This is a genomic window from Peribacillus sp. B2I2, from assembly GCF_041261685.1.
Lineage (GTDB): Bacteria > Bacillota > Bacilli > Bacillales > DSM-1321 > Peribacillus.
The window spans coordinates 5,283,643-5,306,629 of sequence record NZ_JBGCCB010000001.1; the positions used below are offsets into that span (position 1 = coordinate 5,283,643).

A 22,987-nucleotide genomic window follows, 5' to 3' on the forward strand; every position below is an offset into this window, starting at 1 on the left:
TATGCCTACTCTTTCACATGTAATTAAATCGGTCGGGCTCGTCACCATTATTGCAGCCGTTGGAAAAGTCCTCGGATTCGGGCGGGAATCGATCATAGCCGCCTATTTCGGGGCATCCTCAATGGCGGATGTCTTTTTCGTGGCAAGCCTCATACCAACCATTCTATTTACGGCTCTCGGCAGCGGTCTTCAGGCCGGCGTCATCCCCATATACTTGGAAAAGAAGGCAGATAACCCTTTGAAAGCTGATGAATTCATCAGTGTTTTAGGTTCCTTTTTCATGCTGGTAGCCGGCATCATGACCATTGCCTGCATGATTTTCATAAAACCGCTCGTCATATTGGTAGCCCCCGGTTTCTCTGATTCAGAGCTTGCACTAACGGAGTCCCTGACCCGGATCATGCTGCCAAGTTTACTATTTTTCACGCTTTCATACATGGCGACGGGTGTCCTGAATGCGAATAAGCGTTTTATTCTGCCAGCACTAACTTCAACTGCACAAAACACGGTCATTATAGCAGCCACCGTATTGCTCGCTGCTCCCTTTGGGGTTGAAGGGTTAGCTTGGGGGTTTGTGTTCGGTGCAGCCAGCCAGTTCCTTATTCAATACCCATCATTAAAGAGATACGGAATCCGGCCAATCGTCACGTTCCTGCCTCATAAACGGCAGATCGCCCAAACACTGTACACCTTTTACCCAATCATCATCGCCGCTTTGGCGATTCAATTGAATAGTGTCGTCGATCGGATTATTGCCACCTCGCTTGAAACCGGAAGCGTATCAGCACTGAACTATGCGAATCGGCTGCTGTGGCTGCCATTGAGCATTGTCCTCACGCCGCTGATCACCGTATTGTATCCTTCAATCGTCGAGCGGGCACTTATAGGCTATCAATCTTTCCTTAATTTGACCTTAAAGGGGCTGAAGTCGCTTTTATTTCTAGCCATTCCTTTCATGATCGTCATGTTAATCAGCGGAAACAGCTTAATCACTCTGGCTTTCCAACGCGGGGCTTTCGATGCTTCAGCTACCGAAACGACCTATGCGGCATTTATCTTTTATTCAGCTTGCCTCCCGTTCTTTGCACTAAGGGATTATTTGATGAACGCCTTCTACGCCTTAAAAAAAACAAAAGTGGCCATGTATTCCTGCCTGATTGCCGTATTGCTTAATGTCCTGCTCAGTTGGATCCTATCACGTCATCTTGGCGTCGGTGGAATTGCCTTAGCCTCGGGCATTTCCATGCTCCTGCAATCGCTTTACCTATTCGGCTTCCTATGGCTAAAGTCAAAAAGGGCGGACAAAGCCGCTTTCACGGATGTTTTTCAGGAAGGCAGCAAGCTGATCATCATCGGAAGCATCATTTACGGACTTGCTCTCTCGATCCATCCGCTTACCCTAACGTTACCCATCATTATGGAATTAGTGATCATCTCGCTTCTCGTATTCGGATTATATATCGCACTATCCTTACTTTTTAAAGTAAGCAGCCTACAGACAATGAAAAGGATTAGATCACCAAAGTAATACATTAGAAGAAGGAGTGCCTTTATGAACATTTTAATCACAACGATTTTCAACTACCCTCATGAAGGAGGGCTATCGAGTCATATCACTACGTTAAAAAAGGGTTTAATGTCGCGGGGCCATGATGTGGACATATTATCTTTCTCTCAATTGCCACCTTTCAAGAGGAAGATGCTCGCCCAGGCTCCGGGCTTTTTATTAAATAAAGTAAAACAGGGGAGCGGCCAGCTTTTCAATGACAGACAACGCCAAAAATTATTGGCTTCATCTATTAAAGCCTTGAAAAAGAACTATGATGTCATTAATGCTCAAGATATTTTCGCAACGCTTGCCTCCATTGAATCCGGGATACCAACGGTGCAAACTGTCCATGGATATTATTCATTCGAGGCAGTCAGCAGGGGCGCTCTCCTTCCGGATAGTGAAGAAGATTTAATCATTCGGGAGCTTGAAAGAAAAGCCTATCGGTCTGCTGCAAAAGTTGTGACGGTCGATCAAAGGATCAAAGACTATATAAATCATTTGGCACATATAGAGGCGGACACGATTAAGAACTTCATTGATGTGTCTGCTTTCAAACCGGAAATGGCAAAGCGGGAGCAAACTCGCCAGGATTTTCAAATCCCCCTAAATAAAAAGATGCTTTTCGTTCCTAGAAGAATGACTGAAAAGAACGGTGTCATCTATCCACTCCTTGCTTTGCCGGAGGTACTGGAAAATCATCATGAAACGATATTGGTCTATGCAGGTACAGGAGAACAGCGAACCCGGCTTGAGGAAACGGCAGCAAGGCTCAAAATATCCGATTCCGTACTTTTCTTGGGTTCAGTGCCTTTCGAGAAAATGCATAACCTCTATGAAGCATCGGATATCGTACTCATCCCAAGCGTTCATTCCCACGGTGTGGAAGAAGCTACATCCATATCTGCATTAGAAGCGATGAGTTGCCGCTCACCCGTCATTGCAAGTGCAATCGGAGGTTTAAAGGAGATTCTCATTGATGGTGAAGACGGTCTGTTAGTTGAGGAAAAAAATACAGAATCACTTGCACAAGCCATCTCCATTCTGCTTAATGACCCTACATATGCAGCAATGTTAGCTTCGAAAGCAAGATATAAAATGGAAAGCGAATACTCCCATATTACAGCTGCCGAGCGGTTTGAGAAAACGTACGGTGAAGTGCTTAACTAAAAAAAGCAGACCCGAAGCTTCGGGTCTGCTTTTACTTTCATACCAGTGCAGAACTACGCCTTTTCATTTGTTCTTCACGATACTTTTTCTGTTCTTGTTTAGACATAGCGTTATATTCTTTTAAGAATGCTTCATATTGCGGCATTACTTCGTTCATGGCACCGTATGCTTTTAACTCTCCATATTCAAGCCATAAAGCCTTTTGGCAAAATTTCTTCATCTGACCGATTGAATGGCTGACAAAGAACATCGTTTTGCCTTTTTCCTTAAATTCGTTCATTTTCTCCAAACACTTTTCAGCAAAGTTTTTATCCCCGACTGATAAGGCCTCATCAATAATCAGGATATCTGGATCAATATGCACAGAAATGGAAAAACCAAGCCTTGACTTCATACCGCTTGAGTAGGATTTCACCGGTTGGTCAATGAACTTGCCCAACTCTGAAAACTCGATGATCTCAGGCTCAAGTTCCTTGATTTTATTTTTATCGAATCCAAGCATCAACATTTTCAGCTCGATGTTTTCTCTGCCCGTCAACTGATTATTCAGGCCAGATGACACGGCAATCAAAGCCGTTTTCCCGTTAGTTTGGACATTTCCGTCCGTAGGCGGGATAATGCCTGCAATAATATTGGACAATGTGGATTTTCCGGATCCGTTGACCCCGACAAATCCTATTACATCGCCCTTTTCCGCTTCAAAACTTACATTCCGCAGAGCAAAATACTCTTCCCCATAGCTTTTAGGCAAAAGGAGATCCAATAATTTTTCCGAGTTTTTATTATATAATTTATATTTTTTCGTTATATCTTTGACTATTACCGATTTTTCCAACTTTTCTCACTTCCAGTTTACTTAAAGTCAACAAAGCGATCTCTAAACCTGACATGCAGCGAGGAACCTATCAAAAACAAGATGATAACGACTGCCCAGAAATAAAGCGTATATTCCCAATGCTCTATCAGATACCATGATTCCCCCAACAATGAAGCTCGATACCCATCGACAATATAATATAGTGGATTCAGCTTCATGATATTGACTATGATAGGGTGCTCCTTAGCATCCAATACCCAAAGGATTGGTGTTAAATAAAACAAGACTTTCATTAAGGACACGATTATATTGTGAACGTCACGAATAATGGTTGATAATGTTGAAGAGATTAAGCCAAATGAAAATAACAGCACCACCGTCGCAACAACATAATACGGCAGCTGTATGATATAAACTGTTGGGAGGTATCCAGTAAAACCCAATAGTATGATAATGACTCCCAGCAGCATGAGATGCTGATACAACTTAGCAAAGATGACATACGAAGGAATGACACTCATCGGAAAACTCATCTTGGATACCATATTCAGTCGGGAATAGACGGATTTAGACGTTTGGGTTATGGCAGGATTCACAAAAAACCAGACAACGATCCCTGCCATAAGCCATGGAAGGAAATTATCACCGCGATTTAAGATTATAAATCCGAATACAAACCAATAAATCGCAATCTGTATCATCGGATTGATGATTTCCCATAGGATTCCCAGATAGTTATTGCTGTTGGCACTTTTCACCTCATAAACAGATAAACGCCTTACCAAATAAAAACTATTGATTTGTTCTTTTAAAACGGTCAAAGCTGAGCTCATAAATTACACAGACCTTCCTAAAAACACTTTTTCTACGACACGGCGTGAAGCCTGGCCATCCTCGAGTGCACAAAAATGATTGATCTCATTGGTATTTTCATATTTCATTGTCTTGATACTATCAATGACCGCATCAGATGTTTTTACTAACAAACCAGGTGCATTCTTTTCAAAATCAAAGTAAAACCCGCGAAGCTTGTCCCTGTATTTTTCAATATCATATACATAGAAAAGCATCGGACGCTGTAAATTTGCGTAATCAAAGAATACGGATGAATAGTCCGTTATTAATAAATCCGAAATAAGATACAAATGACTAATATCTTCGTAACTGGATAAATTGTAGGCGAATCCTTGATATGCCGATAAATCCAAGTTCTCAGAAATCAAATAATGAAGACGGAGTAAAATGACATACTCCTCCCCCAATTCCTGTTTCATTCGATCCAGATCCAGTTTTATTTCAAACTTATATTTTCCCTTGCTATAAAACTCATCATCCCTCCAAGTTGGTGCATAAAGGATGATCCTTTTCTCTATTGGTATACCCAACTTCTGTTTCAATGAGTCGATTGTATCACGATTATTCCCATTGTAAAGTATATCATTACGCGGATAACCGGTTTCCAGAATTTTAGAAGCATCGACATTGAAGGCCCTGGCAAAAATTTCACTTGAATAAGCGTTCGGGGAAATTAAATAATCCCATTTACTTGATTCGGCATGGAAATTTTCTTTATATTTATCCGTCGTTGTTCCAGGCATGTGAACTTCATTCATGTCCGCCGCAAGTTTCTTTAATGGCGTCCCATGCCACGTTTGCAAATAGATCGTGTGCTTCGGCTTCGGAATCCAAAGCGGGAGCCTGCTGTTCGTTACCCAATAACGGGCTTTAGTCATTTTAAGCAGCCAACTAAATGAAAAACGATCGAGATAAGGAATGCCAGCCTCTTCGAAATGAGCTCTGTACCTTTTATCTACGCTCCAGTACATTTTATATTCAGGATGGTGACTCTGCAAGTATTCATAAATAGCTCGTGGATTACAGCTATACTGCTTTCCTAAAAAACTCTCAAATATAACAAGCTTTTGGTCCACTGGCAATAATTTTCCTGCCATTGCAAAAGCCATTTTATAGGCGCTTGTAAGCATAGCTTTTACTTTTGTCACTATTGAAGCCATAAGCCTCCCCTTTCAATAAAAGAACCGACTGTTAAACAGCCGGCATTTTCAGGATTTGAATGCCCATTCTAAACAGTAGTATTGCCCTTAGCAAACACTTCATCAACAACTCGTTTAGAAGATTGCCCGCATTCTAAATAGCAAAACTTTTGATAAAACTCTTCGAATCGTTCACTTAATTTGAAATTGCTTCTTTCGATATTTTTAACCTCTTCAATAAGTTCTTCCGTGGTTTTGGTTAAAAGACCAGGTGCCTTTTCTTCAAAATCAAAATAAAATCCCCTTAAGTTATCACGATAATCTTCTATATCATACGTAAAGAAAATCATAGGTCTTCTTAAGTTCGCATAATCGAAGAATACGGAAGAATAATCCGTCACTAGTAAATCAGATATCAAATATAGCTCACGAATGTCCTCTAAATGTGAGAAATCATAGGCGAAGCCCTCAAATTGGGAAAGATCCATATTTTGGGCCACTAAATAATGCATACGCATGATGACAATATAGGAATCGCCAAGCTCTTCCTGCATCTTCACTAAATCGAGTTCCAAATTAAACTTATACTTCCCTTTCCTGAAAAATTGATTATCCCTCCAGGTTGGGGCATACAAAATAAGTTTCTTATCGAGAGGTAGATTGAATTTTCTTTTGAGATTATTTATCGTTTCTTCATTATTCGAGTTATGCAGGAAATCATTACGGGGATAACCTGACTCAATCATCTTTCTGTCGAACTGGAACGCCCTTTGAAAAATCTTTGTGGAATATGCATTTGGCGAAACTAAATAATCCCAATTACTCGATTCCCTTAAGAAGTTCGCTTTATATTTTTCCGTATTGGTCCCAGGCATATGCACTGCATCCATATCCATCGCAAGTCGCTTAAGGGGCGTTCCATGCCATGTTTGTATATATATCGTGTGTTTAGGCTTTGGAATCCACAGCGGGAACCGTACATTGTTAACCCAATATTTCGCCCTTGTCATGATCCACAACCATCGTATGGAAAAACGTCTGACATACTCGACGTCTTTTTGTGCAAAATACTTAACTGAAGCGCGGTCGACGCTCCATACCAATTTATATTCTGGATTATTTTCTTTCATGTACTCATATATTGCCCTAGGACTGTCGCTATACTGCTTGCCATGATAGCTTTCGAATACTGCCAATTTTTTATTGGCTGGAATAAGCAAGCTCACTACCGCAAAAGCTGATTTATACCATTTTTTAAGCCGCTTACTTCTTCGAATTTTCACCCAGTTATTTTTTGCCTTTTTGAGGACCTGTGTTTTAAAGTTATATTTAGATGTAGATAAAGAAAGGTACTTCGAGAATTTTGTTGCTTTTATTTTAATTTGTATTTTTTTAGCCTGCAATTTAACAATTCGGTTTGCAGGCATATTCTTTAGATTACTGCATTTCATGCGAACGCTTCTTAACTCTTCCATTTCGCCATTCTTTTGATAGTGAAGAACTGTATAGAACATGAAATATTTAGGTTGTTCACCATTGATTTCAGATCTGAGGTCGACCTCACCTTGAAAACCGATATTTTCATGAAGCTTAACTCCAGGGAATTTTTCCGCGAGGTCTATACGGTCAATACCAGTTAACGGTATGATGACTTCTTCTTCATTTAAATTATTCCTGACGAGCAATTCAACTTTTTCAAATTTCAAATCATCAAATTGGAATAATGGTGGGTAATTAAAATGACCATTGAAATGAAGAGTGCCATCCTTTCGAAGCTCAATATCCTCAAAAAAGGAAAACATCTTATAATCGTTTGCATAAAAGGAAAGGTTTCCTTTTTTGGTCGCGAAAGGATAAAACATTTTCTTGCGATCTTCATTCAGCATCGAAAAGAAGTTCAACTGGCGATTATTACTTTTGATCCGTGTTGTTACAGGTGCACCTTCCATCTGCCGAAGGATATGCAAATCCCACATTTCACCATCAACAAGGCGATCTTGCATCGCTTGATAAGGCATCTTAACTTCGAATAAAAAATAATCATCCGTTTGATCTTTTACGTGAAAATCTAAACGGATTATATCATCAATGTTGTATCTATTCGTTAATATAAAAGAGTGATCTTCTATTCCCTCAAGAAAACTCTTTTTTATAGCTATTTCTATATAATAAACTTCATCAATGAGACGAACATTCATCGTTTTTCTATTCTTAAAAATATAGTTATCCATTTTGAAGAAACTCCCCTCTCGGCAGCATGCATATCATATGCTTCAAATAAGAATATTATAGGATTACAAACATCTAATTTCAAACTTACTTTTACCAAATATCATTTATTTTATAATAATGAAGCCATTTTTTTCTCGAATTCCCCAATAATCAAGTTAAGAATTTTTTTAATATAAGAAACCTAAACAAGTCTAGCAAAAAAATTGAATCTGGTCTATTTGCCTATCACTTTTTAACATAAATGAAATATACTTATCCTTTTAAGAATTTAGCTATGTGTTATACTTAAAATCTGATTATAACCATTTTAATATATTTATATATTCTTGATTAAGGATCAATTAAATTATAGAATAGGATCCAAAATTGTGAATTACATTACAATTTAAACAAGATTGTAAAATTTTTGTGGTTCAATTGTAAATCTTATTTGTTATAATTAAAAAGACTTCTACTTTATCATGAAGTAGTTATATGACTATGTATTCTCTTTGCGACCATCAAGATTAAATATATAAATACTTTTCTATAGGAGGAATAAAAATGAAGAAAGTAATCACTTATGGAACCTTTGATTTGCTTCATTGGGGGCATATTAATCTATTAAAACGCGCTAAAGATTTAGGGGATTACCTTATCGTTGCCATTTCCACGGATGAATTTAATGCTTTAAAAGATAAAAAGGCTTACCATAGCTTTGAAAATAGAAAAATGATTCTTGAATCGATCCGCTATGTGGATGAAGTTATACCTGAAGACAAATGGGAACAAAAAAGGGAAGACATCATTCGTGAAGGTGTAGATATCTTTGTAATGGGAGATGACTGGAAAGGCCAATTCGATGAATTATCTGAAGTTTGTGAAGTGGTCTACCTTCCAAGAACAATCGGAATTTCGACTTCCCAAATTAAAGATGACCTTTTACAAGTTACTAATGGCTAAAGAATTCGCGATAGGGATTTATCTTTTTTGTTTCAAAATTTTATTCTCTATCTTTAAACTTTTCCCTTTACATGGCAAAACGACCTTTGTCACATCATTCGGGGACAATTGCCAATATATCGCAGATGAAATGGACAAGCAGGACATTTCTGTTCAAAAAGTGTTTTTAATGAAACCAAGCAGTCATATAGAAGTGAAGGACGATGGGAAAACCATCGTCCTTCCGTTTGAATCTAAAAATATCATTGCCATGTTCCGATCCATTTATCATCTCGCTACATCAAAATGGATTATCATTGATAATTATTTTGGCTTTCTTTCAGCCATTTCATTCAAAAAGCAAGTGACATGTGTACAAGTCTGGCATGCGGCAGGTGCCGTTAAGCAATTCGGGGCAAAAGACCCTTCCATTCAAAACCGTTCTGCCGGTGCAAGGAAAAGATTTTTAGAGGTATATAAAAAATTCGATTATGTTACGGCAGGTTCAGAGAGAATGGCGGAAATTTTTCAAGAAAGCTTTCAACTACCGACATCCCATATCCTAAGGACCGGGATACCTCGGACCGATTTCTTTTTCAATGATGAAGCCAAAAAAACTGCACGCAGTGCATTGCTAGCCAAGTATCCAGAACTTGAGCATAAGAAAATCATGTTATATGCCCCTACATTCCGTAATGACGGCTTGGACAATGGAGAGATAGCACTCAATTTGGAATTGCTCTACAAGGAACTTCAGGGTGAAAATTATGCGTTACTACTTAAACTGCATCCTGCCGTAAAAGCAGAGCATGATTTACGACATAAATTCCCAGGGTTCGTTTATCCTGTCAATAGTGAATTTCACGTAAATCAACTGCTGATCAGTACGGATCTTTTGATAACGGATTACTCTTCGATTCCATTTGAATTCTCTTTTCTGGAAAGACCAATGATATTCTTTGCATATGACTTAGAAAATTATGTGCAGGAACGGGGATTCTGGGAGGATTACTCCTCTTCCATGCCCGGATCGGTAGTATCTACCACAGAAGAGCTCTTAAGGAAAATCCGCGCCGCCGATCACCCATTAATGAAAATCGCTCCCTTTAACCAAAAATGGAATCAATACTCTACAGGAAATTCGAGTAGGAATTTAGTTGATTTCCTTTTTAAATAAAACCGGGGCTATTCCAAAAGTCAGGAAAATAAATAGGGGCGACCCCCTTTTTGTGGTGTTCGTCGCTTTTCTTTTCTGGGCTTAACGAAGTCTCTAAACGGAGTTTAACATCGTAGCAACCGCGCCATAATCTACTGAAGATAGCTGGCTTCCTCCAGCTACTCTCAATGAAGAATTATAAAAATAGAAAAACAGGTGAAGAAAAACGAAATGTTTTTCTTCACCTGTTTTATTTTAGGAACTTATAAGACAGGTCTATTTAGTCATTTATTTGCATAAACTCCAAGCTTAGCTTTTTTATTTTTTACCGCTGTTTCGATAGTGTCCACCCATTTATCTATATATTGCTGCTTATTGAATCGTTCTTTCATATCCTTAACCGCATTCTTACCCATATTCAAAGCAGCTTTTTTGTTTTCAAACATCCAAATCATCTTCTCGGAGAGTTGATCGATATTGCCATTCTCTATTATAAATCCAGTTTCCTCATTAATAATGAGATCCCGTGGGCCGTAGTTTATATCATAACTAATCATGGGCGAACCATTTGACATGCTTTCCAGAATGCCCAATGAGAAGCCTTCACTTTTACTTGTTACTACAGAGAACAAGGCCTTTTGATAAAGCTTACCCGGATCATTCGTATATCCTTTAAGGAAGACATGATTTTGTAAGTCTAGTTCCTTAATCAGTTTTCTTAAATTCGGTTCTTCATCACCTAAGCCCCATATCTCCAATTTGGCTTTTGGTATACGATTGACTACTTTTTTGAAGGCTTTTATTGAATGGTCGATTCTTTTCAAAGTGGAGAATCGACTAATGATGACAGCTAAGTTATCAGCTTTCTTAAAAGAACTGAACCAGCCGGATTCGGCGAAATCTTTCATATAATGAGGAATCACTCGAATATTATCTTTTTTGCCAAAGCGTTCCTCCAAATCAACCTTTTGTGATTCCGTTAATAGCAAAGCTACATCCAGTTCATCGATGGCTTCCAAAGTAGGAGCGATTTTTACACCAATTTCACCGTCTACATTATATGGCGGTTTAACATGATTACTATGGAGTCTCCATATCTTAATTGCTTTTTCCAGTTTGATATTCATCATGACTGGATCGGATGTTCTGGCATCACAAACTAAAACAGGGTAATCATAGTCTTTTATGATGCTCTCCACCCATTTGGTTTTTAGATCCAACTCATTCGTATGAACGGATAGTAACGCACCATTTGAATTGAAGTGGTTTACGCGGTTCGCTTTTCCATTCTTAGGGTTGGACCATACGGACAAGTAAGCTTGTCCTTTGTCATCAAAATAGATCATTTGCCTTGGCTTATTCAATTCGAAATCCATGTAGGCGACTTTCCTAAGATAACCGTATTCATCATACTCCTCACGTTTTGTACGATAACGTTGTTCATTAAAGTAATCGAGGAAACTTACTTTGTTTTCTTTATCATAATTTATATAAGTTGTATATAATCCATTCTCATATGCTCTATATGCATTAAAACCGGCACGTTTGTCCAATACTGCATTAAACTCTTCAATCCGTTTAATGGTTTCAATTTCCTTCTGCTGTAACGTACTTCTGTTTGTAAGGCTTAACGATTCAAACATATTCAAAAGTTTGATACGCTTGTCGATCTTACCCTGTTTAATTAGTTGTTGAATGATCGTGTTATATCGGGGATTGAAGTTAAAGGTAAGGATGTAGGTTTCATAACCTAATTCTGCAAATAAGTTAGCTTGCAGAAGTGCGGCCTTTGTCATTCCACCCCGATTAACGTCCAATGAGTTTAATAAGCAAAACATCGTCGCGCGACTTTCCATTTTAAAACCTCCTGAATTAATAACTATAGAATCATTGTCTGAATTTGCTAAGAGCTTTATACTTTAATGTTACTAAGTTTGATGATTAAAGTAATTTCTTAAGTAAAGTTTAGGAATAGGTCACCAACTGTTCGAATTCACTTAAATTTAATGCCCGTTGCCATACCTAACTTTATTATGCCCCTCTGATACTAAAAAAGCAGAACATTAGACCTAGCAATCCAAATAATAACAGAGAGGGAACATAAAAACATCTAAAGAGTTTGATTTCTTTCATCCTTAACCGACTTTTCTGCCTCATTTAGTTGGATAACTTTTATAACGTAGGCGCTACCGAAAGAGTAAAAAAGGGGAACATGAATGATGGGGATCCCCCAAAAGTCAGGAAAATGACTTTAAGGAACAATTCCCTTTTTTCATGAAATTAATGCACAAAAAAAATCGCCCTTTTTAGTAAATGAAGTTACCAACAAATACGAAGAGTCGATTTTTTATGCAAAGATTACTACAGAAAATTATAACATGGGAACAAACTTCACTACCAATCTCCAATCAAGAGGAAAGAAAAAACCACGATTAAAACTGGTATGGCTTTAGCCCATGAATTCACATGAGCGACCCCAAAAACGAACCTTCACACCAACTTTTATTCCCTACAACAATCAACAAGCCACTGTGATCTTTGATATTCAAAAACTCAGTCCAGTTAAAAAAACTGAGTAAAATTAGTGCGGGAAGATTTTAGTCCACGATTAGTGAAATACTAACAAAATAACGCACTATTTCTGATAGAAATTGTTATTCGAAAACCAATAACCCATCATTAAAAGAAGGAATTACCTAGATGAAGATGGAAATGTACATTATAAAAACAGGACCATTTTTACAGGGAATGACAAATTAATCACACGAATCCAAATGGTGAAAAAAGACTCACAATATAGAAAATATTGTAGATTACATTACTCAAATCCAACCAATATAAACCAGTAAAATACTACTATTTTCCCCTTGTAACAAAAATGTAATATGTTTTAACCCTTTTGATTTGTTAGAATAGGGAAAAAGACATATTCGAGGTGGAAAACCGTGAAAAAAAGTGTAGTCGCATTTTCGACATTAGCCATTTTATCTTCGACTTTTGTTTCTCCTGCCCTTGCCAGTACATATACAGTCAAAAGCGGTGATAACTTAAGTAAAATCGCCCAGAAGCATAATACGACGGTAAAAGACTTAAAACAGCTTAATAACTTAAAAACAGACTTTTTGAGTATTAACCAAAAATTAATTATTTCCAATTCCAAAACGACATCAAATGCTTCTTCAGTCTCCTTGAAAAAAACAAAGAATACTACATATACCATTGTTTCAGGTGATACCTTAACCAGGATAGCAAACAAGCATAACCTTACACTTGCTGAATTGATGAAATTGAATAATTTAAAATCCGATAGAATTTATGCGGGTGCTAAACTTATCGTATCTAAATCAACCACTACCACCACCATTGATCTACCCAGCAGCTCCAACCCATCCAATGTTACTCAGACCCCAGCCAATTCGTCTACATACATTGTGGTAAAAGGGGACACACTTTCCAAGATCTCCAGAAAAACCAACTTGACTGTAGCCCAGCTTAAATCAATCAACTCGTTAGAGTCTGATCTAATCAGAGTGGGCCAAAAACTAAAATTAGGTAAATCGGCAAGTACAGCCTCTCCAGGTAAACATGATGATGGAAAAGTGGAAGCTCCAAGTTCCGGGAGCAAAGTAACCAAGCTCGTTTCTGAAGCAAAGAAATTAATTGGAACACCATATTCGTGGGCGGGCGCCTCTCCATCAGGTTTCGATTGCAGTGGATTTATTTACTATACGTTCAAAAAGGCTGGATATGAAGTTTCCAGGCTTTCATCTTCCACATATTATGATATGGGTAAAAGGGTTACTTCACCGAAAAGTGGCGACCTTATCTTCTTTGCAACGGGTTCCAACAAATCAGTGGTAAGCCATATGGGAATTTACTTGGGTGGCGGACAGTTCATTCATGCCTCATCAAGTAAGGGAGTAACAATCAGTTCTACTTCAAACTCTTATTTCAAAAGTAGAATCATAGGATATAGAAGTTTATAGGATTTACATGCCAGACTTTATCTTAAAGTCTGGCAATCTTATGTAGAGAGTCACACCTTCTTTTTATTCATGGTTATATAATTAAAAAATTCGATTGATAGGATAGCGAAGGAATTCAGTATCTGAGAATCCTTCGTTTTTTTACTGTTAATACAGGTAAATATGCACTCTAAGTACAAAAAGAAACTATTCTATTTTTGACAAAAAAAAGGTATAGTTAAAAACATACCAACTAGGTATTTTTTCGCACCTTCCATTTTACGGGATGGTTCAAGGGGGAATATTAGATGAGATCCGAACATAAAAAAAAGAAAAAGAAACGTAAAACGTTTAAAATAATCGGCTTCACCCTTCTTATCCTTATCATTGGCGCAGGTACTTATGGAGCTTCAGTTTATCAATCGTTAGCCGGAGCGATTCAAACTATGCAGGGTACAGAGCACAAAACGGATAAGCGTGTAGATGACATCAAGTTCAAAAGCAAAGATCCATTTTCATTACTCATTCTTGGCGTGGATGAAAGGAAAAATGACTCAGGTCGATCAGATACGATGATTGTCATGACGGTTAATCCTAAAAAAGAATCCATTGAATTATTGAGTTTACCCAGAGATACGCGTACAGAAATCATCGGTAAAGGCATAAATGATAAAATGAACCATGCCTATGCATATGGCGGAGTTTCCATGTCGATAAACACAGTGGAAAACTATATGGATATTCCGATTGATTATTACGTCAAAATGAATATGGAAGGCTTTCAGGATATTGTGAATGCTGTCGGTGGCATCACAGTTGATAATGATATGGACCTTGCCTATAAAGGGTTTAATTTTAATAAAGGCACAATCGACTTAAATGGTAAAGAGGCATTGATTTATTCCCGAATCCGCAAGGAAGATCCCCGCGGAGATTATGGACGGCAAATGCGGCAACGTCAGGTTATCCAAGCTGTCATGAAAAAAGGGTCAAGTCTCTCAACACTTACCAATTATGACGATATATTCGAAGCACTAGGTAAAAACGTTGAGACCAATTTAAGTTTCAATGAAATGTTGAGTATCCAAAATAACTATAAATCATCCCTAAAAAATATTGAACAATATACTCTTGAAGGTGACAATCAAAAGATAGATGGCGTTTGGTACAACATCGTTCCGGAAGATACAAAACTTGAAGCCCAAAACCGTGTGAAAACACATCTGGGATTATAATGGGGGGAGGATGGCTCTAATAGCCATCCTCTTTTTTTACCTTTTGGTCAATCCTTCGTTTTTTTAAAATAATCGGAACGTATCACTTGGTCACTCAGATCAATCTCCTTTTGGTCTTCTGGTGAAAATCCTTCGACCTTGACCTCTTCATTAATTTTCATTTGAGAACCATAATCCCCTTTTAATATCAAAGCATCACCTTTTTCGTCATTAAGCATGCTCTCTCCAAAGTATGAAGAACTCTTAATATTGAACAGATCATATAGAGTTGGTAAAATATCGATTTGGCCCGCTACCTTATCAATCGTTCTTCCTTTCATATCCTCCTGATAAATGATCACTGGAATGGGCATATATTTTTCAATCCACTGCTCATCGCTAATTTTACTACCGTAATACGCTTCAACCTCGTGTTTATCTTTTAAAAATAGCCCATCATGATCTCCGTAAATGACAATCACGCTGTCTTTCAATTTCCCGTCATCCTTCAATTTCTTTACGAAATCCCCGATGGCTGAATCCGTATAATGAATTGCTTCAAAATATTTAGATAGATAACTGCCCTCTTTTCCAACTTCAGGCTTCAATGTTATCTGTTCCTTCGGTAGCGAAAAAGGTACATGGCTGGTCAATGTAACGAAAAAAGCATAATAGGGATTTTGTTTATCTTTTAATAAATCATAGCTTTGATTGAAGAAACTGCGGTCTCCCAAGCCCATCGAAATCATCTCATCTTGCTTCATGTCCTCTATGGAAAAATAGTCATCAAACCCTAGTGAGGGATATGCATGCTGCCTATTCCAAAAGTCTTCTTCATCCCCGTGGAAAGCATAACTTTGATAATCCGACTTCTTTAATTCTTTAGCAAGACCCGGAAAATCATTATAAGGGAACCGAAAAAAGGTCGCGCCTTGCTTTAAAGGAAATAAACCGGTATTCACGATCAGCTCTCCATCAGATGAATTTCCAAATACGGTCTGTGGATATACATGCCGGAAGTACAAACCCTCCTTCGCCAATTCATTCATGAATGGTGTGACCTCCTGTCCGGCACTACTTTGAAATAGCGGAAACGCCTGTAAAGATTCCACTTGGATGATAATGAGATTCTTCCCCTCCAATGAACCTGAAAAGGCATGATCCTTTATTTTCTTTTTATTGAAGTAATCAGAAACGGCCTTCTTTTCTTTCGAAGACATTCCATGCCCTCCCGAGTCAGTAAAGTAGGCATACGTGTCCAATAAGTGATGACCGATCGGGCCCCAGTTTCGCAAGAAGGTATTCGCCTCATATCGCCGGGTTATATCCACCTTGTCGATAAAAATATTCTTTACCGGCTTAAGTCCTGCTATCATCAGGAAAATCACGGCCGGTACAAGTGCCATATGCTTGAGGGGGTATTTTTTCTTCACGAATGATTCTGCAATTGGAATGCCTACCAGAAGAAAGATTGAATCTTTCATTTCCATCATACTGAATATACTTTCACCAAGCCCATTCAGATTGTTTTTTTGCATCCACATATAGGAAGTTATAGGTGTCGAGTAATAGCGATAAAACCAGATGTCCCCAAGGAAAAAGACCATGATCGAAAGAAGGAAGACAGAAAAAATGATGCCCTTTAGGATCCAATTCGGTATCCATTCCTTCAGATAAACAATAAAACCGGCAACACCGATGATTATCGTAATAATCCCGACAGAAAGATCATTACCCATCCTATCATTCGTATAAATGAAAAGTATGGCCACGATTGAAATGGACAAAATCTCAAATAGCCTCTCCTTCAATCGCTGATTTAGGTTATTCTTCATGCTCCAGCCACTTTCCTCTTCATTATTTCCAGGCCATCGTTAAGCCTGATTACGGAAGATTACTTATAAATATTACTTAGCGTTACCATTTATGAGAAATTGCAGACAGAAAACAGCATTAATATTTGGCAGTTGTCAAACCAGTCTTAATGCCTTCCCTCATAAACAAGAGCCTTCATCTATAGATGAGGGCTCGGACTGTAGACAAACTTGAGAAAAGCAAGTTTGTTATTTAATAAACTTCAGTTGTTTTCAGAAATTGCTTCGTGAGGAGTGTCACAAATTTCTTCAATCTAGTGAGGGTTTCACCCATATAAACCAGTAAAAAATCAAGGAGCATAACCCCTTCTCGTTTTTATAATTCGGGTAATACTTCCCTCGATAAAATCGTGAAAGGGCTTCGGGTGAGACCATTCCGCACCCTATTTTGTCGACAAACTGGTATAGATGAGGGCTTTTCAACATACTTAATCATTTCTTTTCATTCCGGTTGCCGCCAATTCATGTGAGTGTTTTTCCTACTATCTCTTCCATTCAAAAGCAATCTTCCAATCTTCATCGGGAATCGATTCTGCCAACATATCCCCTTCTTCGAATAAGAAACGCCATGGCATGCTTGAAAGTGCCGGTATCTCCCCCAGGTTTGATAGATCGAATGCCTTTTTTGCCAATAATTTTCCGTTCCTATCCACTATCAATAAATCCACGATATCAAACTGGACTGCTTTCTCCAATGAATTTCGGAGAAAAGCAACTATGATTACATCATCCTCCACCCTATTCAGCTTAACGCCGGATATTGAAATTTGATTCGGTTTTAATGCAGCCAGCCTTTGATGGTGGAATCTATATACATATTCCTCTTGCTTGGAAATTTTCCATTCCTTGTGAAACATCAGGGCAGTATGAACAGCGTCCTGATTGAGTACCTCACGTTCATCTATAGTTAAATGGTTTTTCTTTTCATTAACCCTTATATCCCTTTTTCCAAATAAACTCATCATTCTTCACTCTCCAAAGCAGCTTCATCTTCCTGATTGCTATTCATATATTCCATAAAACGGATGCTTATCTCCGACTCGATTATACTTAAGAGAAGGTTGAATTGGCTAAGTGCCACTTTTTCAAACAACATATATGGGTCCTGTTGACCATATCCGCTTAAACCAACGCCTTCCTTCATACTATTCATTTCGCCCAAATGATTCATCCAATTTGTATCAATATGCTGCAGCATGAAAGCACGTAACTGGTTTCCCCATTCTGCATCGTCTTGAAAAATTACTAGCATCGATTCCAATTCACCTAAAGCATCCAATGCTTTTGCTTCAACTAAATGACCTTCCAAATCCTTCAAATCACTTGCCTGCCAATCCAAAGACAGGAAAACAGGGGAAAGCTCATCAATAAAGGCGGAGGAATCAGGTTCTGCTAGATGTTCAGGGTAATGTTTCTCTATGAGTCGACGAACGTATTTTTCGATATATTCTAGTAATATGACCGACATCCGTCCAGAATCCCAATCAAGAATCCTATCTCTCATCGCATAGATGATTTTTCTTTGCTCATTTAATGCATGTTCTAACTTCAATAAATGGTAACGACTTAATTGATGCATCTGCTCTATCGTTTCCTGCACCCTTTTCATGAATTTATCGGGTGCAGGGCCCACCACCAATCCATTTTCGTCCGTTTTGATTTTATTTATATACCGTTCGATCTCTTCTTCATCATAGTAATCAAACAAATCATCTTCCAAGGAAATGATGAATTGTGTTGAACCTGGATCACCCTGCCGGCCGGAACGTCCCCTTAGCTGCATGTCAATCCGACTGCTCTCATGTCGCTCCGTACCGATGATATGAAGGCCGCCCAATTCCTTGACAGCATCATCCAGCACTATATCCGTTCCTCTCCCAGCCATGTTCGTAGCCAGCATGACTTGATTTTTTTGCCCGGCATTGGCGATGATTTCCGCTTCATCCTCTTCCGTCTTCGCATTAAGGATTTGATGCTTAATTTTCCCCTTATCTAAATGAACCGAAATTTTTTCAGATTGCTCAATGGAGGTCGTCCCGATCAGAATAGGTCTGCCTTCTTCATGAATCCGTTTTACTTCCGTGACGATTTTGTTGATTTTGCTGATTTCATCCTTATAGATCAAATCAATCTCATCCACTCGAATAATAGGCTTATTAGTTGGAATTTCAATGACGGGGAGCTGATATGTTTCCCGGAATTCTGACTTTGATTGCACGGCACTGCCTGTCATCCCAGACATTGAATGATATAAACGAAAGTAATTTTGGATGGTTATCAACGCCTGTGTTTCATTCTCTTCGGAAATCTCCAAGCCCTCTTTTGCCTCAATTGCTTGATGAAGCCCATCACTGAAGCTTCGCCCTTCCATCACCCTGCCTGTGAATTTATCGATTAATGCAATCCTTCCATCCATGACAATGTAGTCCACATCCAATTTCATGATCGCGTGGGCTTTAAGCGCCTGTGTGACATTATGTAATAACTCTTGATGATCCAGACCATACAGATTGTCGATACCAAAAGTCTCCTCAATCTTGGAAGCCCCTTGATCCGTGAAAAAGGCAGCCTTTGACTCAGTGAAAATCTCGTAATCATCATTTTCTATATATGACTTCATGATTTGTGCAGTGATCTGGTGAAGCTCGGTTCCGTCGCTTGCCTTGCCCGCAATGATTAATGGTGTCCTCGCTTCATCAATCAAGATGCTGTCAATCTCATCGACAATGGCAAATCGGTGTCCTCTTTGAACCTTCTCTTCCCTTCGGAAAACCATATTGTCACGCAAATAATCAAAACCGAACTCTGTTGCCGTTCCATACGTGATATCTGCTTTATAAGCTTCACGTTTTGCAGTAGGCCCCATTTGGGAAATGTTCAAACCGACCGTCAACCCTAGAAATTCATGAATTTTTCCCATTAACTCTTTATCACGTCTGGCCAAATATTCATTGGCCGTAATAATATGGACACCATTCCCGCACAGTGCATGTAAATAGCTAGGCAAGGTAGCGACAAGTGTCTTCCCCTCTCCCGTATTCATTTGTGCAATGCCCCCTTCACTCAGGACAAAGCCGCCTGCAAGCTGGACATCATGGTGCCTAAGGTTCAACACTCGTTTAGAAGCCTCCCTTACTACCGCAAAAGCTTCGGTTTGTATATCCGATATATTTTTACCAGCATCCAATAAGTTTTTAAATCTATCCTTCATTCCGCATAATTCTTGATCTGAATATCTTTCATACTTACCCTCTAGTCGATTCACATCTTCTACCAACTTATAAATTCTCTTTAAGTCTTTAGAGCTTTCTTTGAAGAACTTTTTCATACTGGATAGCATAGGGTTTTCTCTCCTATTATTTCAATTGAACTCTAGTGAAATTATATCAGTTATATATTTACTGTTTATAAATTATTACCTATATATTGAAATTATATAGAAGGTTTTATCACCCTTCCTTCTTTTATTCCGATATTGTAAAAGTTATAAAAGCTACAGTCATCCTAGTCCAGTCTGGATGATATTCACATAGAAAATTAATGCTCCTTCCTAAATATCAGGAAGGGGTTTTTTTATCGATTTAAACAAATAATAGGAAGACTTTCACCCAATGGAGGATTCCAGATGAATAAGACATCCACAAGATTCATTCTTAAACTTACACAGCCTCATCACTTTGGATTACTCGTTCTTATCTGCATTATTTGCATGACCTCTCCTATTCAAGCAGAGATCAAAAACACCCCCAAGAATGTCATATTGCTGATTGGCGACGGCATGGGGTTAGGTGCATTAGAAATTGCCCGACAATTGGAATACGGAAAGACAGGCGTTTTGCATTTGGAAAAACTGGAGCACATTGCCCTGATGCGCACGTATTCCGCCAATAATTACGTCACTGACTCGGCAGCAGGAGGGTCCGCGATTGCCACTGGAATAAAAACCAACAATGAATCGATCGGTGTCGATGTCAATGGTTCCGAGGTAGATAGTGTATTGGATGCATTTCAGGCGAATGGAAAAAAAGTCGGGATCATTTCAACCAATATGGTAGTCGATGCCACTCCTGCTGCCTTTGGTGCAAGTGTGTCTAACCGGTGGACAGGCGGCGCAAATATTGCGAGGCAGCTCTTTGAGAACCGGATAGACGTCATTCTCGGCGGAGGTGCCAGCTATTTCGGGGCAGATAAGCAAAATGGCGAGGATTTAATCACTAAATTTAAAAAAGCAGGCTATGGGATTACGACCACTAAAGAAGAGCTTAGTTCCATTAATAAAACGGAAAAACTATTAGGGTTATTTCACCCTACCTATATGAATTTTAAGCTGGATAAAGAAGTATTACATTCACAAGAGCCATCTCTACCCGAAATGACATCCAAAGCGATTGATATTTTATCTCAGGGTGATAAAGGATTCTTCCTGATGACTGAAGGTGCTCGTATTGACCACATGGAGCATGCGGCCGATATCACTGGAATATGGAAGGAAACGATCGAGTTTGACCAGACCGTCAAAGAAGTTGTGAATTGGGCAAAAAATAGAAATGATACTTTGATTGTTGTGCTTGCAGACCACGAAACAATGGGGACCTCCGCATCTGAGACCATGGATATCCCTGCATTGAAAAAAATCAGGGTTTCTTCTGAATATATGTCCAAACAGCTTATATTCAATAAAAATAACGAAATCAATCCAGAAAGTGTCGTTTCCACATTCAAGAAGTATGCACATATATCCCTTACGGATCAGGAAGTTCATCAATTCATCGCTAACGTTAGAAAGAATAGAACGCTTGTCTATCCACAGCATCAAATTGATTGGGAAATCGGAAGCACCATCGCCAAGTATCATAAGGCAGGTGTAGCTGATCGAAGCATAAGGGCTGCCAGTTCCACAGGAGGGCACACCGCCAATATGATACCCGTTTTTGCTTCGGGCCCAGGCAGTGAAGCCTTTGATGGGGTCATTGAAAATACGGATGTTTCGAAAATCATCACAAAAGCCGCCGGTGTTCCGTTCACACCCGGTCAGCATAAAACACAAGAAGAATGAATTGATTCATTCTTCTTTTAAGATGATTCTCCTGTCTCATTAAACTGGATTTTTTCTGTATTCATTTCTATTGAGGTGCGTTAACTCAAGTTTTGGGGATTTCTCCGAAGTTTGGGGCAATTACTCACGAAATTGTGCGATATTCCTGAAGTTTTGGGCGTTTACTCGTGAATTTGAGGCGTTTACTCGTGAATTTGGGCTTTTTACTCGTGAGTTTGGGGCGTTTACTCGTGAGTTTGCGCTTTTTACTCGTGAATTTGTGCTGTTTCCTTATAAGTGTGATGAATTTACTCTTAGGAGGTGCGTTAACTCAAGTTTTGGAGGATTTCTCCGAAGTTTGGGGCAATTACTCGCGAAATTGTGCGATATTCCTGAAGTTTTGTGCGTTTACTCGTGAATTTGAGGCGTTTACTCGTGAATTGGGGCTTTTTACTCGTGAGTTTGCGCTTTTTACTCGTGAATTCGTGCTGTTTCCTTATAAGTGTGATGAATTTACTCTTATGAGGTGCGTTAACTCAAGTTTTGGGGGATTTCTCCGAAGTTTGGGGCATTTACTCACGAAATTGTGCGATATTCCTGAAGTTTTGTGCGTTTACTCGTGAATTTGAGGCGTTTACTCGTGAATTGGGGCTTTTTACTCGTGAGTTCGGGGCGTTTACTCGTGAGTTTGCGCTTTTTACTCGTGAATTCGTGTTGTTTCCTTATAAGTGTGATGAATTTACTCTTAGGAGGTGCGTTAACTCAATTTTTGGGGGATTTAGCCGAAGTTTGGGGCAATTACTCGCGAAATTGTGCGATATTCCTGAAGTTTTGTGCGTTTACTCGTGAGTTTAGGGCGTTTACTCGTGAATTCGGGCTTTTTACTCGTGAGTTTGGGGCGTTTACTCGTGAGTTTGCGCTTTTTACTCGTGAATTCGTGCTGTTTCCTTATAAGTGTGATGAATTTACTCTTAGGAGGTGCGTTAACTCAATTTTTGGGGGATTTAGCCGAAGTTTGGGGCAATTACTCGCGAAATTGTGCGATATTCCTGAAGTTTAG

At 38.9% G+C, this 22,987-nt stretch carries 16 protein-coding genes and 1 pseudogene; 9 read left to right on the top strand and 8 right to left on the bottom strand.

The annotated features are described in order from the left end of the window. Position 1: 1 nt before the first annotated feature. Complete coding sequence (gene murJ, locus ABIE66_RS26420) at positions 2-1,528, top strand: murein biosynthesis integral membrane protein MurJ (protein WP_370016823.1); 1,527 nt, start codon at positions 2-4, stop codon at positions 1,526-1,528. Between the two features lie 24 nt (positions 1,529-1,552). Then, entirely contained in the window at positions 1,553-2,719 is a 1,167-nt protein-coding gene (locus tag ABIE66_RS26425; RefSeq protein WP_370016824.1) for a glycosyltransferase family 4 protein, read from the top strand. Positions 2,720-2,756: 37 nt separating this feature from the next. Here ABIE66_RS26425 and tagH read toward each other — a convergent pair whose 3' ends face one another. From tagH to ABIE66_RS26445, 4 genes and pseudogenes are all read right to left on the bottom strand, one after another. Next, on the bottom strand, positions 2,757-3,554 hold the full coding sequence (tagH, locus tag ABIE66_RS26430) for a teichoic acids export ABC transporter ATP-binding subunit TagH (protein ID WP_289327001.1): 798 nt from the start codon (positions 3,552-3,554) through the stop codon (positions 2,757-2,759). Positions 3,555-3,571: 17 nt separating this feature from the next. Then, on the bottom strand, positions 3,572-4,369 hold the full coding sequence (locus tag ABIE66_RS26435; protein WP_370016825.1) for an ABC transporter permease: 798 nt from the start codon (positions 4,367-4,369) through the stop codon (positions 3,572-3,574). Between the two features lie 3 nt (positions 4,370-4,372). Further along, a pseudogene (locus ABIE66_RS26440) lies at positions 4,373-5,533 on the bottom strand (CDP-glycerol glycerophosphotransferase family protein); the annotation flags it as partial. 86 nt (positions 5,534-5,619) lie between these two features. Next, positions 5,620-7,761 (bottom strand): CDP-glycerol glycerophosphotransferase family protein, encoded by a 2,142-nt coding sequence (locus ABIE66_RS26445; protein WP_370016826.1) that lies wholly within the window; start codon positions 7,759-7,761, stop codon positions 5,620-5,622. A 544-nt stretch (positions 7,762-8,305) separates the two neighbouring features. On the opposite strand from ABIE66_RS26445, the gene tagD reads away from it, so the two are divergent. Both tagD and ABIE66_RS26455 read left to right on the top strand, forming a co-directional pair. Then, the gene (gene tagD / locus ABIE66_RS26450) at positions 8,306-8,704 is read left to right on the top strand and encodes a glycerol-3-phosphate cytidylyltransferase (protein ID WP_289327004.1); all 399 of its coding nucleotides are present in this window, start codon (positions 8,306-8,308) and stop codon (positions 8,702-8,704) included. Beyond that, positions 8,697-9,860 (top strand): CDP-glycerol glycerophosphotransferase family protein, encoded by a 1,164-nt coding sequence (locus ABIE66_RS26455; protein WP_370016827.1) that lies wholly within the window; start codon positions 8,697-8,699, stop codon positions 9,858-9,860. Before tagD ends, ABIE66_RS26455 begins: the two co-directional genes overlap by 8 nt. Positions 9,861-10,123: 263 nt before the next feature. Here the strand turns inward: ABIE66_RS26455 and ABIE66_RS26460 are convergent, their stop codons facing one another. Further along, positions 10,124-11,695 carry a glycosyltransferase gene (locus ABIE66_RS26460; RefSeq protein ID WP_289327006.1) on the bottom strand — a complete coding sequence of 524 codons (1,572 nt, stop codon included), beginning with the start codon at positions 11,693-11,695 and terminating at the stop codon, positions 10,124-10,126. Positions 11,696-12,784: 1,089 nt separating this feature from the next. Between ABIE66_RS26460 and ABIE66_RS26465 the strand changes: the two genes are divergently transcribed. After that, complete coding sequence (locus ABIE66_RS26465; protein WP_370016828.1) at positions 12,785-13,825, top strand: C40 family peptidase; 1,041 nt, start codon at positions 12,785-12,787, stop codon at positions 13,823-13,825. A 287-nt stretch (positions 13,826-14,112) separates the two neighbouring features. Continuing rightward, positions 14,113-15,039, top strand: coding sequence for an LCP family glycopolymer transferase (locus tag ABIE66_RS26470; protein ID WP_370016829.1), 927 nt, complete (start codon positions 14,113-14,115; stop codon positions 15,037-15,039). A 47-nt stretch (positions 15,040-15,086) separates the two neighbouring features. Here ABIE66_RS26470 and ABIE66_RS26475 read toward each other — a convergent pair whose 3' ends face one another. The 3 genes from ABIE66_RS26475 to secA form a co-directional block, all read right to left on the bottom strand. Continuing rightward, positions 15,087-16,853 carry an LTA synthase family protein gene (locus ABIE66_RS26475; RefSeq protein ID WP_370016830.1) on the bottom strand — a complete coding sequence of 589 codons (1,767 nt, stop codon included), beginning with the start codon at positions 16,851-16,853 and terminating at the stop codon, positions 15,087-15,089. Between the two features lie 521 nt (positions 16,854-17,374). Continuing rightward, a complete protein-coding gene (locus ABIE66_RS26480; protein ID WP_370016831.1) occupies positions 17,375-17,857 on the bottom strand; it encodes an SLAP domain-containing protein in 483 nt (160 codons plus the stop codon). Then, positions 17,854-20,232 (bottom strand): preprotein translocase subunit SecA, encoded by a 2,379-nt coding sequence (gene secA / locus ABIE66_RS26485; protein WP_370016832.1) that lies wholly within the window; start codon positions 20,230-20,232, stop codon positions 17,854-17,856. Before secA ends, ABIE66_RS26480 begins: the two co-directional genes overlap by 4 nt. Before the next feature lie 285 nt (positions 20,233-20,517). Between secA and ABIE66_RS26490 the strand changes: the two genes are divergently transcribed. The 3 genes from ABIE66_RS26490 to ABIE66_RS26500 all read left to right on the top strand — a co-directional run bounded on the left by ABIE66_RS26490 (position 20,518) and on the right by ABIE66_RS26500 (position 22,987). Continuing rightward, positions 20,518-21,948 carry an alkaline phosphatase gene (locus ABIE66_RS26490; protein WP_370016833.1) on the top strand — a complete coding sequence of 477 codons (1,431 nt, stop codon included), beginning with the start codon at positions 20,518-20,520 and terminating at the stop codon, positions 21,946-21,948. Between the two features lie 167 nt (positions 21,949-22,115). Then, positions 22,116-22,550 carry a hypothetical protein gene (locus tag ABIE66_RS26495; RefSeq protein WP_370016834.1) on the top strand — a complete coding sequence of 145 codons (435 nt, stop codon included), beginning with the start codon at positions 22,116-22,118 and terminating at the stop codon, positions 22,548-22,550. Next, positions 22,547-22,987: a hypothetical protein gene (locus tag ABIE66_RS26500; protein WP_370016835.1), complete on the top strand. Its 441-nt coding sequence runs from the start codon at positions 22,547-22,549 to the stop codon at positions 22,985-22,987. Before ABIE66_RS26495 ends, ABIE66_RS26500 begins: the two co-directional genes overlap by 4 nt.